The sequence below is a fragment of the Rhodococcus sp. 7Tela_A2 genome (genome assembly GCF_049311045.1).
Classification (GTDB): domain Bacteria; phylum Actinomycetota; class Actinomycetes; order Mycobacteriales; family Mycobacteriaceae; genus Rhodococcus.
The window spans coordinates 1-11,742 of the sequence record NZ_JAXION010000126.1; the positions used below are offsets into that span (position 1 = coordinate 1).

Genomic DNA, 11,742 nt, shown 5'->3' on the forward strand with positions numbered 1-11,742 from the left:
CCCCCCCGGGGGGCCCCCGCCCCCCCGGGGGGCACCCCGGGGCGCGCGCCGCGGCCCCCCCTACGACATGTGGAAATCCGGGATCCGCATCGGCGGCATCGCGGTGCGGGTGAACCAGTCCTTCCATTCGCGGGGCAGCGTGCGCTCGGTTTGTCCGACCTCGGTCGCCCGGCCCAGCAGCGCTACCGGGGACTCGTTGAACCGGAAGTTGTCCACCGCGGCCCGCACCTGCCCGTCCTCGATCAGGTACACCCCGTCGCGGGTCAGTCCGGTCATCAGCAGGCTCGCCGGGTCGACCTCGCGCAGATACCAGAGCGTGGTGAGCAGCAACCCGCGTTCCGTCCCGGCGATCATCTCGTCGAGGGACGCGCCGGTACCGCCGGTGAGCAGCAGGTTGTGACCCGGTGCGGTGGGCTGGGCGGAAAACTCCGCGGCGGCGGCACGCGGATAGGCCAGCGCGTGCACCGTCCCGTCCCGGATCCAGTCGACGCGGCCGGCGGGCAACCCGTTGTCGAACACCGACACCGCATCTGTCGAGGTGGTCGCCGTGACGAACGGCGCGTATTGCAGGCCCGGAGCCGCCGGATCGGAGGTCAAGGTCAGCGGCAGGCCGGTGAGTGTGTCGCCGAGGCGGGTGCCGTGCGGACCCGACCACACCGTGCGACCCTCGTGCGCGCCGCGGCCCTCCATCGACCACATCAGGGAAATCATCAGGTCCGCCACCGCGGAGGGCGGCAACACCGTCTCGTAACGCCCCGCCGGCACCGACACCGACGTCGCGGCCCAGTCCAGTCGTCGGGACAGGTCCTCGAGCAACCGGTCCATCCGAACATCGGTGAAATCGATGGTCCCCGCCCCGACCCACGCGCTGGCACCGTCGAGTCCGCCACGTTTGCCGGTGATCTCGAGGGACCCGTCGGGTTGCGTCCAGCGCCGCCGCAGCCCCGTCGAGGTCCCCAGCCAGGTGGTGCGCACCCGATGCTCCGCGAACCCGTACAGCGCGTCGGATCCGTCGAAACCGTGTGCCAGAGCACCTATGACGGGATCGAACACGTCGATGCCGGTGCGTCCGGCCGGTGCGTCCCAGTCGGCGGGTGTCCCGTCGCCGGCGACGAGCGGCACGGCGTCGCCGGCCGGTGGGGCGGCGCGGGCCGCGGCGTCGGCGGCCTCGGTCACCGCGGTGACCTCACCGCGGTGCACCAGCGGCGCGGTCACGATGCCGCACCGGGTACCGGATGTCGTGTGCCGCAGCGCGATCACTGTCGCCGTCCGCGCACGCGTCGACCCGTTGGTGGTCATCGAGTTGCCCGCCCACCGCAGCGCTGCTTCCTCGGTGTCGTCGACCAGAACGATCGTCTCGTCGGCCGTGGACGCGGCGAGCGCCACCTCCACGAGATCCGCTGCGGGGATCATCGGCTGCCTTCCTGCACGGTGTTGAGCACGTTGACGCCGCGCACGAGCACCGACGGGCACCCGTGGCTGACGGAGGCGACCTGGCCCGGTTGCGCCTTCCCGCAGTTCATGGCGCCGCCGAGTCGCCAGGTGGACGGCCCGCCGACCGCCTCGAGAGCACCCCAGAACTCGGTGGTGGTCGCCTGATACGCCACGTCGCGGACCTGCCCGACGAGCCGGCCCCCGCGAATCCGGTGGAACTGCTGACCGGTGAACTGGAAGTTGTAGCGCTGCATGTCGATCGACCAGCTCCGGTCCCCGACGATGTACAGGCCGTCCTCGACACCGGCGATCAGGTCGGCGGTGCTGCGATCGACGACGGGGTCCGGTTGCAGCGAGACGTTCGCCATCCGCTGGATCGGCACATGGTGGGCGGAGTCGGCGTAGGCGCAGCCGTTCGATCGCGCCGCCCCGAGTTTCGGCGCGAATGCCCGGTCGAGCTGATAGCCGACGAGCACCCCGTCGCGCACCAGATCCCACGACTGGGCGGCGACCCCGTCGTCGTCGAACCCGGTGGTGGCGAGGCCGTGCGCGGTGGTGCGGTCGGCGGTCACATGCATCGCGTCGCTGCCGTACCGCAACGTGCCCAGCCGGTCCGGGGTCGCGAACGACGTGCCGGCGTACGCGGCCTCGTAGCCGATCGCCCGGTCGTACTCGGTGGCGTGCCCGACCGATTCGTGGATGGTCAGCCACAGGTTGGTGGGGTCGATCACCAGGTCCGTCGGACCGGCCGTCACCGACGGTGCCTGCGCTTTCTCGGCCAGCAGGCCGGGGAGCCGGTCCAGTTCGTCCGTCCAGTCCCAGTGGGTGTCGGAACTCAGGTACTCCCAGCCGCGCCCGACCGGCGGCGCCAGGGTGCGCATCGACTCGAAGGTGCCCGCCCGGCGGTCCACGGTGACGGCCTCGAGTTGGGGGTGCACCCGCACCCGCTGCTGGGTGATCGACGATCCGGCCAGATCGGCGTAGAACGTCTGCTCCTTGACCTCCTCCACGCCGGCGGTGACGTGGTCGACGCCGGCCGCGTCGAGGAGGCGGCGGGAGAAATCGCCGAGCAGCGCCACCTTGTCGGTCGTGGGCACGGCGAACGGGTCGATCTCGTACGAGGAGGTCCACACCGCGTCCCGGTACACCGGCTCGTCCGCCCATTGCACCGGGTCCCGGTTCAGCGGCCGCACCGCCCGGGCGACCGCCACCGCCCGCGCCGCCGCGTCCGCCGCCCCCGCCGGTCCCGGCACCGGGTGCGACGCGAACCCCCAGGTGCCGTCGAGGAGGACCCGCACCGCGAGCCCGCAGTCGGTGCCGTCCACCGCGGCCTGCACCGCTCCGTCGCGCAGCGTCAGCGAGTGGGTGCGTACCCGCTGCACCCGCACGTCGGCATGCGTGGCCCCGGCGGCGCGAGCCACCGACAGTGCCGCATCGGCGGCGGCCCGCAGCGGCAGGGCCAGAAAATCGTCGTCCACACCGGTCACCGGCCTACCGTAGCGACTGTCTCACCCGAACTGCTGGAAGCCGAGCCGCACCGCCATCGCGACGACCACGACCAGCAGCACCACCCGCACGAACCCGGCACCGCGCTGCAACGCCATCCGGGAGCCGAGCATCGACCCGGCGACGTTGCACACCGCCATGGTCAGCCCGAGGGTCCACCACACGTGCCCGCCGATCGCGAAGACCGCCAGTGCGCCCACGTTCGAACCGAGGTTGATCACCTTCGCCATCGCGGCGGACTTGACGAACTCGCTGCCGAGCATCGCCGCGAAGATGAGGATCAGGAAGGTGCCGGTGCCCGGGCCGAGGATGCCGTCGTAGAACCCGATCACCGCGGCCGCGCCGACGATCACCGTCACGATGCGTGTCGCGCTCGGGCGGTGCTGCTCCGTTCCGGAGCCGAGCTTGGGTCGGGCCGCGACGAACACCGCCACCCCGACGAGCACCACGATCACGATGGGGATGAACACCTCGCGGTCGATCAGCGACACCGCGGCCGCGCCCGCCCCGGCGAAGACCGCCGCGACCAGCGCGGCCGGCGCCAGCACCGACCACCGCAACGGAATCCGGCGCGCGAAGGTCCACACCGCCGCGCCGGTCCCGAAGATCGCGGTGAGCTTGTTGGTGCCCAGCGCCGCCTGCGGCGCCAACTGAGGCGCGACCAGCAGCAACGCCGGCAACAAGATCAGCCCGCCGCCGCCGACCACCGCATCGACCCATCCGGCGGCCGTCGCCGCGGCCAGCAGCACGGCCCAGTCGCCCACATCCATGCGCGCCATTCGATCATGGGGCGAGCACACCGACCGGATCGCCTCCGCGTCTGTGCGCCGCGCCGGGAGCAAACTCGGCTTCTCGTACGTTGAACAAACGAGTCCCTCACCCGAGAGACGTTCGCGCCGGACCCGGCGTACGGAAGGACCCCGCGTGTACCTGTTGCTGTTCGTCGTCTACGTCGCCGCGGAGATCGCTGTGCTGGCCTGGCTCGGCTCCACCGTCGGCGCCCTCGCCACCGTGCTGATCTTCCTGGCTGTCAACGTCGCCGGGTATCTGGTGCTCGGCGCCCAGGGCCGCCGCGCGCTGCGCGGACTCGGCCGGCTCCGCAGTGGCCCCCTCCCGCCCACCGGCTCACCCGACAAGATGCTCACCGACGGTGCGCTCATCGGCGCCGGAGCCGGCCTCGTGCTGCTTCCCGGCTTGATCACCACCGTCCTGGGCATCGTGCTGCTGCTGCCGAGCCGCGCACTGCTCCGCCCGGTGGTGCGCGCCGTGGCCGCCCGCACCGCCCGCACCCACGCCGCCACCTGGCGCGGACAACGCCTGGTGGTGGTCGACGGTCAGGTCGTCGAGAACACCGTCGTCGGGGCGGCGCCCCATCTGCCCGGTGGCCCCGGCCGCGGCCCCGTCGGCACGACCCGGCCGGACGTGGTGGACGGCGAAATCCTCGAAGGGGAGATCGTCGAGACCCCGCGGCAGCCCCGCCGCCCGTGACGGGGCAGACTGGGCAGTTGTGAGTCCAGCACCGCACACCCAGCTCTTCGTCGGCGGCCGCATCTACAGTGCGAGCGCACCCGACGCCACCGCGATGGCCGTCACGGACGGAACGATCGTGTGGGTCGGGCAGGACCGCACCGGACGCGTCCTGCACCCCGACGCCGAGATCGTCGACCTGGACGGCGCGTTCGTCGCACCGGGATTCGTCGACACCCACGTGCATGTCACCGCCCACGGGCTCGCCCTGACCGGACTGGACCTCACCGGCGCCGCGAACCGTGACGACGTGCTCCGCCGGGTAGGGGAGTACGCCGCCGGCCGCGACGACGCCGTGATCTGGGGCCACGGCTGGGACGAAACCCGCTGGCCCGATCCCACCCCGCCCACCACCGACGAACTCGACGCCGCCGCACCCGGCCGCCTGGTGTACCTGGGACGGATCGACGCACATTCGGCGGCGGCCTCCACGGCGCGGCGCGGGGGCCCCCGCGCGCGCGCCCAGCACGGCGGCGACCCCCCCCCCCGCCCCCGCCCCCCCCCCCCCCCCCCCCCCCGGGGCCCCCCCCCCCCCCCGGGGCCGGCGCCCCCCCCCCCCGCGCTCGACGACTTCGCCGCGCACGGCATCGTCGCCGTCCACGAATGCGGCGGCCCCGACATCTCCGGCCGCGACGACTTCACTGAACTGCTCGCCACCGACCACCCGGTGGAGGTGCGCGGATACTGGGGACAGGCGGTCCGCACCGCCGACGACGCCACCGCCCTGCTCGCCGCGACCGGTGCGCACGCACTCGGCGGTGACCTGTTCGTGGACGGCGCGTTCGGATCGCACACCGCGTGGCTCGCCGCACCGTACGCAGACCGCCCCGACTGCCACGGCACCGCGTACCTGAGCACCGAGGAACTCGCCGACCACGTGCGGGCCTGCACCACCGCCGGCATCCAGGCCGGATTCCACGTCATCGGGGACGCCGCCGTCGCCGCCACCGTGGCGGCATTCGACGCGGTCGCCGCAGAACTGGGCGGACCGGCGGTCGGTGCACGCGGCCACCGTCTCGAGCATGTCGAGTCCATCACCGGCGCACAAGCCGAACAGCTCGCCCGGTACGGCGTGATCGCCAGCATGCAACCGATGTTCGACGCGTTGTGGGGCGGACCCGACGCGATGTACGCCCAGCGCCTGGGCACGGCGCGCGCCGCGACCCTCAACGCGTTCGCCGGTATCGCCTCGACCGGGATGTCCCTCGCGTTCGGTTCCGACGCGCCGGTGACTCCGCCCCGGCCCTGGCAGATGCTGCGCGCCGCAGTGCATCACCGCACCCCCGGAAGCGGCATCTCACCGCGAGCCGCATTCGCCGCCTCGACCCGCGGTGCGTGGCGCGCCGGTGGCGTGCGCGACGGGATGGCCGGAACTCTCGATCCGGGTGCCCCGGCGTCGTACGCGCTGTGGGAGGCGGGGGACCTGGTGATACGCGCCCCCAAGGACAGCGTGCAGCGCTGGTCGACCGACCCGCGCTCGCGGGTCGCGCCGCTGCCCGACCTCGCCGACGGCACCGACGATCCGGTACTGGTGCGCAGCGTGCACCGGGGCCACGTCGTGTACGCACGGTGACCGCACCGGCCGGCCCGACACGGAGGCGGACCGCCACCGTGGTGGGCCTGCGGATGGCCGCGGCGCTGCTCGCCGGAGTGCTGCTGTTCGCAAGCTTCCCGCCGCGACCGCTGTGGTTCCTCGCACCGGTCGGCATCGCCCTGCTCACCGCGGTACTCACGGTGCAACCGATGCGGCGACGCGCCGGTTTCGGATACGGCTACCTCGCCGGACTCGGGTTCCTGGTACCGCTGCTGCCCTGGGTAGGGGTCTATGTGGGGCCGCTGCCGTGGCTGGCGCTCGCCGCCGCGGAGGCGGTGTTCGTCGGCCTGTTCGGGGCACTGGCGGTGCATCTGCGCACCCTGCCCGCTGCGCCGTTGTGGATCGCGGCAGCGTGGAGCGCCACCGAATTCGCGCGCGCGTCGGTACCGTTCGGCGGATTCCCGTGGGGGCGGCTCGCGTTCGGGCAGCCCGACGGGGTGCTCGTGTCCCTCGCCGCGCTCGGCGGCGCCCCGCTCGTGTCGTTTGCCGTGGCGCTGACCGGCACCGGTCTCGCCGCGTTGGTCTCGGTCGTCGTGCGCAGCAACGGTGCCCGCCTCGACCGGCGGGGCGCCGTGCGGGCCGCGGCGTGGGCGGCGCTCGCGCCCCTGGCCGCGCTGGCGGTGTGGCCGCTGCTGCGCACCGACCCCGCCGACTCGCCGGTGGTGACGGTCGCGGCGATCCAGGGCAGCGTGCCGCGACTGGGCCTCGACTTCAACGCGCAACGCAAAGCGGTGCTCGACAACCATGTGGCGCGGACCCTGGAACTGGCCGCGGACGTGCGCGCCGGCGCGGTGCCGCAACCCGATGTGGTGATCTGGCCGGAGAACGCATCCGACATCGACCCGCTGCGCAACGCCGACGCCGCCCGCGACATCACGGCCGCGGCGGCAGCGGTACAGGCGCCGATCCTGGTCGGCACGGTGCTGCGCAACGACGACGGCACCACCAGCAACTCGGTGATCGTGTGGGACCCGCAAGCCGGACCCGGAGAGCAGCACGACAAGCGGATCATCCAGCCGTTCGGGGAGTATCTGCCCTACCGCTCGTTCTTCCGTCTGTTCTCCGAGTACGCCGACCGGGCGGGCAATTTCGTACCCGGCGACGGGGACGGGGCGGTCACCGCGGACGGCATCACCATCGGGGTCGCGACCTGCTACGAAGTCGCCTTCGATCGGGCGTTCTCCGATTCGGTGGACGCGGGTGCGCAACTGCTCGCGGTGCCCACCAACAACGCGACCTTCGGCGACACCGAGATGACGTATCAGCAGCTGGCGATGTCACGGGTGCGGGCGGTCGAACACGGCCGCACCGTTGTGGTCGCCGCCACCAGCGGGGTCAGCGCCATCGTCGATCCGGACGGGTCGGTGCAGCAACGCACCCCGCTGTTCGAGCCCGCAGCCCTGGTGGCGCAGGTGCCGTTGCGGGCAGACGTTACGCTGGCAAGTCGGCTCGGACCGATCCCGGAGCTCGTGCTCTGTGTCGGTGCCGTGGTCGCCGCCGGTCTCGCCCTCGTGCGTAGCCGACGTCAGAACGCCGGTCCGGGAGCAGACCCCGCGCCCGGCACCGCAGGAGCACCGGCCCCCGGCCGGTTCGACAGGGAGGACCTTTGATGGCATCGGCGACGCCGGCCGGGAACGACAGCGCACCCAGCGCCCGCACCCTGGTGATCATTCCGACGTACAACGAGCGCGACAACATCGGTCGGATCGTCGAGCGGCTGCACGCCGCCCTGCCCGGCACCGACGTGCTGATCGTCGACGACGGCAGCCCCGACGGCACCGGTGCGATCGCCGACGGCCTCGCCGCCGCGGACGACCGCATCCACGTGATGCACCGCACCGAGAAGAACGGGCTCGGCGCCGCCTACATCGCCGGGTTCCGGTGGGGACTGGACCGCGACTACACCGTGCTGGTGGAGATGGACGCCGACGGCAGCCACGCCCCCGAACAGCTGCATCTGCTGCTCGAGCGCGTCGACGCGGGCGCCGATCTGGTGCTCGGCTCCCGGTACGTGCCGGGTGGCACCGTGGTGAACTGGCCGTGGCACCGCGAGGTGCTCTCGCGCGGCGGCAACATCTATTCGCGTCTCGCGCTCGGGGTGAACGTCAGCGACATCACCGGGGGATACCGCGCCTACCGCCGCGAGGTGCTCGAAACCCTCGATCTCGACGCGATCGCCTCCCACGGCTACTGCTTCCAGGTGGATCTGGCGTGGCGGACGCTGCAGGCGGGGTTCACCGTCGCCGAGGTGCCGATCACGTTCACCGAACGGGAGATCGGGGAGTCGAAGATGAGCGGGAACATCGTGCAGGAGGCATTGCTGCGGGTGACGCTGTGGGGGCTGCGCAGCCGCTACGAGCGGGTGCGGGCGCTGCTGCAGCGCAACTGACCGCCGGCCCAGCCGCGCACGTCAGGACCGGCCTCGCCGGGCACGGTGCGCGTCGAACGTGTCGCCGGCGCCGACGGACGCACACAGGCGGCGGATCGCGCTGCAGTCCTGTACCACCGGTTGGTGCGCGGTCGCCGCGGCGGTGTCCGCGATCAGTTCCCGGCCGCCGGGGACCTGTTCGTGCGCGACGATCGCCGCCCAGGTGGTCATGTCGCCGCCGGTGAAGGCATCGACCCCGGCGGCGAGCGCGTCGAACAACAACTCACGGTCTGCGGCGTCCAGTTCGGCGAACACCGTGGTGAACAATTCCCCGGTGAGGGTGGCGTGGCACAGTTCGTCGCGCCGGTGGACCGCGACGGTGGCCCGGTTGACCGGTTGCACGGTCTCGTCGCCGGTGAACAGCGCGAGATACGCGCTGATCGACGTCTCGGCGACCGTGGTGAACGCCAGTTGCACCAGCGCCGCGTGCCGCGGATCGACGGCGCGCTGCAACTCCGCGCGGTGTGCGCGCAGGGTGCGGCAGGCGGGGAGTACCGCGTCGGGCAATGCCCAGCCACGCCCGCGGCGGGTGAGCGCATTGGCGTTCTGGTGCATGAGGGTGTGGTACTGCTCGTCGACCATCGCCTGCATCACCCCGACGACCACGGTGTCCGGCGGAGCGAGACCGAACACGTCGGAGGTGATCAGCCCGAAACCGGGATTGACCACGTACTGCTCGATGTCGATGACGTTCTTGTTGTAGGCGATCCACCCCCACGCCCGCAGCCGCGCGCGGGCGGGCTCGTCGAGTGCGAGGTACCGGGGATGGGTGTGGAACGGCAGCAGCGTGTCGGGGAAATCGTCGCGCGCGGATTCGAACAGCGCATCGAGGTCGGGTTCGGATTTCTTCACCGCGGCGCGCCGCGGCCACGACCGGGTCAGGCCGCGAATCACCGCGGCGGCGACCGGGTCGCCGGTGTCGTGGCCGGGAAGCTCCGGGGGCCGCAACCGGGCCCGCAGCTTCGCGGCGTCGCGATCGGTCATGGCGACACCCCGTTTCGCACGGCGTTCGGTTCGTGCAGGTCCGACGGGAGCAGGCCGAACAGTTCCCCGCACAGTGCCCGGTACTGCTCGCGGTCGTCGCCGAGGGCGCGGTAGCCGCGTGCGGTCAGCGCCGCGAACCGGTCGGGGTCCTCGGCCGCGTCGAGGTCGTCCAGGGCGGCGCGCAGGGCGCGGCGGGCGTCCGCGGCGTACGGATTGGCCACCTGGATGTCGTGATACACCGCCGGTGTGCCGGAGGCGATCCGGGCGAGCAGCGCCCGCAGCAGCACGTGCGGCGGGGGAGCGGCGGCGGTCGCGGCCGTCGGCGGTCCCAGCCGGTCGAGGGCACCGCCGAAGGCGAGAACCACCGCGTGGGTCAGCGCCTGGGTGGTCGCCGTCGCGCGGTCGTGCTCGGCGGCGCCGACCTCCACGACCCGCGCACCCCAGCGGCCTACCGCGTCGACGAACGCCCCGACTGCGGGGCCGTCCCGGTGCCGCACCGCGAGTACGGGGCGCCCGGCCCAGCCGAGCGCCGGAGCGAACATCGGATTGATACCGAGCGCCTCCCGGTCCGGCAGGCCGGTACCCAGCGCCGCAGCGAACGGGGTTTTCACCGACAACGTCTCTACCAGCAGCGCCTCGGGGCGCAGCAACCCGGCCAGGGCGGGCAACGCGGCTACGGCGACGGCGTCGGGGACGGCGAGGATCACCGTCGGCGCCGCGCGCACCGCCGCCGCGACGTCCGGGGTGGGCGCGGCGATGTCACCGGGCAGCACCGCGGCGCCGGCTGTGCTGGTCGTCGGGGCCGGAGCGCCGGGGTCGATCGCCAGCACGCGGTGGCCGTCGCCGGACAGGGCCGCGGTGAGCATCGCGCCGACCGCACCGCAGCCCCCCGCCACGACGACGCGGCCTGGTCCGCCGGCGGTCACGGCGCGGTGCCGTCGGGTCGGGCGCGGAGTGCGGCGTTGCCGTCGGCGGGATCGGCGTCGGTCTCGGCCAGGCAGCGCCGCATCACCAGCGATTTGACGAGCGTTTCCTCGAGTTCGTCGTCCGGGTCCGACAGCGCGACGATCGCGCCGCCGATACCGAAGGTGACCTGATGGTCGGTGGCGACCATCGTGCGGATCACGATCGACAGGTCGGCGGTGCCGGTGGGGGACAGGTAGCCGATCGCCCCGGAATACACCCCGCGCGGACCGTCCTCGAATTTGTCGATGATCTCCATGGTGCGCAGTTTCGGTGCGCCGGTCATGGACCCGCCGGGGAACGCGGCGCGCACACAGTCCACGGCGGTGACGTCGGGGCGCAGGGTCCCGCGCACGGTGGAGACGAGTTGGTGTACGGCGGAATAGGTTTCGATGTCGAAGAGTTTCGGCACGTGCACCGAACCCGGTCGGCACACGCGGGAGAGGTCGTTGCGCACCAGGTCGACGATCATCAGGTTCTCGGAGCGGTCCTTTTCGCTGACGAGCAGGCCGTCGCGCAGTGCGGCGTCCTCGCTGGCGGTGCGGCCCCGGGGCCGGGTGCCCTTGATCGGTTTCGACTCCACGGTGCCGTCCGCGCCGATCCGCAGGAACCGTTCCGGGGAGGCGCTGAGTACCGCCACCTCGGGGAAGTGCAGCAGCGCACTGTACGGGGTGGGGCTGATCTCCCGCAGTGTCCGGTAGGTGCGCAGCGGGTCGATGGTCCGGTCGACGGTCGCAGTGTTGGTCAGGCACACCTCGTACGTCTCGCCGCTGCGGATCTCGCTCTGGCACTGCTCGATCATTTCCAGGTAGTGCGCCGGTGTGTGCCGCAACCGGATCTGGAGATCGTCTTCGTCACGCAACAACGGCACCGCCGTCGGGGCGAGAACATCGGTGTCGGCGAGCGCGGCAAGCGCCGCGGCGGTGGCGTCGAACCACGCGACGGACGCGGGATCATCGGGTTCGTCCGACAACGCCAGGAGATAACAGCGGCCCGCCTCGTGGTCGAGGACGACCGCGCGGTCCGCGAACACCATCGAGGCGTCCGCGATCGGGGAGGTGTGCACCAGCTGCCCGCCGGCGTCGGCCTTGAGTTCGTACCCGAGGTAGCCGACGTATCCGAGTGCGAACGCGAACGGCAGATCGTCGCGGGGGGTGATGCGCCGTTCGGCGAGCCGCGCATCGAGGTGGTCGAAGAAGGTGCGGTGGTACTCGGCGACGGAGAGGTCGGCACCCGGGTTCGCGCCGCGCGCGAGGGTGAAGCGCAGTGCGTCGGCGCCGAAGCGGTCCACCCAGTCCAGCGGGTC

General features: G+C 72.4%; 10 protein-coding genes. 4 read left to right on the plus strand and 6 right to left on the minus strand.

Translation table 11 applies throughout. The features are described 5' to 3' along the window. Nucleotides 1-60: 60 nt before the first annotated feature. The 3 genes from TVH25_RS18360 to TVH25_RS18370 are packed head-to-tail and all read right to left on the minus strand — an operon-like array spanning nucleotide 61 to nucleotide 3,710. Nucleotides 61-1,413 (minus strand): metallopeptidase TldD-related protein, encoded by a 1,353-nt coding sequence (locus TVH25_RS18360; RefSeq protein ID WP_422425120.1) that lies wholly within the window; start codon nucleotides 1,411-1,413, stop codon nucleotides 61-63. Continuing rightward, nucleotides 1,410-2,921, minus strand: a complete 1,512-nt coding sequence (locus TVH25_RS18365; protein ID WP_422425122.1) for a TldD/PmbA family protein — start codon at nucleotides 2,919-2,921, stop codon at nucleotides 1,410-1,412. The genes TVH25_RS18360 and TVH25_RS18365 overlap by 4 nt, the downstream gene beginning before the upstream one ends. Before the next feature lie 21 nt (nucleotides 2,922-2,942). Continuing rightward, nucleotides 2,943-3,710, minus strand: a complete 768-nt coding sequence (locus TVH25_RS18370) for a TSUP family transporter (RefSeq protein WP_169622378.1) — start codon at nucleotides 3,708-3,710, stop codon at nucleotides 2,943-2,945. Between the two features lie 154 nt (nucleotides 3,711-3,864). Between TVH25_RS18370 and TVH25_RS18375 the strand changes: the two genes are divergently transcribed. Genes TVH25_RS18375 through TVH25_RS18390 form a run of 4 tightly spaced genes read left to right on the plus strand, consistent with a single transcriptional unit; the run spans nucleotide 3,865 to nucleotide 8,450 of the window. Then, on the plus strand, nucleotides 3,865-4,428 hold the full coding sequence (locus TVH25_RS18375) for an FxsA family protein (RefSeq protein WP_169622295.1): 564 nt from the start codon (nucleotides 3,865-3,867) through the stop codon (nucleotides 4,426-4,428). Between the two features lie 19 nt (nucleotides 4,429-4,447). Beyond that, nucleotides 4,448-6,040, plus strand: coding sequence for an amidohydrolase (locus TVH25_RS18380; RefSeq protein WP_422425123.1), 1,593 nt, complete (start codon nucleotides 4,448-4,450; stop codon nucleotides 6,038-6,040). A 53-nt stretch (nucleotides 6,041-6,093) separates the two neighbouring features. Further along, nucleotides 6,094-7,671: an apolipoprotein N-acyltransferase gene (gene lnt, locus TVH25_RS18385; protein WP_169653179.1), complete on the plus strand. Its 1,578-nt coding sequence runs from the start codon at nucleotides 6,094-6,096 to the stop codon at nucleotides 7,669-7,671. After that, entirely contained in the window at nucleotides 7,671-8,450 is a 780-nt protein-coding gene (locus tag TVH25_RS18390; RefSeq protein WP_169622296.1) for a polyprenol monophosphomannose synthase, read from the plus strand. Before lnt ends, TVH25_RS18390 begins: the two co-directional genes overlap by 1 nt. Nucleotides 8,451-8,471: 21 nt before the next feature. Here TVH25_RS18390 and TVH25_RS18395 read toward each other — a convergent pair whose 3' ends face one another. The 3 genes from TVH25_RS18395 to pabB form a co-directional block, all read right to left on the minus strand. Beyond that, nucleotides 8,472-9,473 carry an AurF N-oxygenase family protein gene (locus TVH25_RS18395; RefSeq protein WP_422425124.1) on the minus strand — a complete coding sequence of 334 codons (1,002 nt, stop codon included), beginning with the start codon at nucleotides 9,471-9,473 and terminating at the stop codon, nucleotides 8,472-8,474. Continuing rightward, nucleotides 9,470-10,399: a prephenate dehydrogenase dimerization domain-containing protein gene (locus tag TVH25_RS18400; RefSeq protein ID WP_422425126.1), complete on the minus strand. Its 930-nt coding sequence runs from the start codon at nucleotides 10,397-10,399 to the stop codon at nucleotides 9,470-9,472. The genes TVH25_RS18395 and TVH25_RS18400 overlap by 4 nt, the downstream gene beginning before the upstream one ends. Next, a partial coding sequence (gene pabB, locus TVH25_RS18405; protein WP_422425128.1) for an aminodeoxychorismate synthase component I occupies nucleotides 10,396-11,742 on the minus strand: 1,347 nt, incomplete at its 5' end. The genes pabB and TVH25_RS18400, both read right to left, overlap by 4 nt.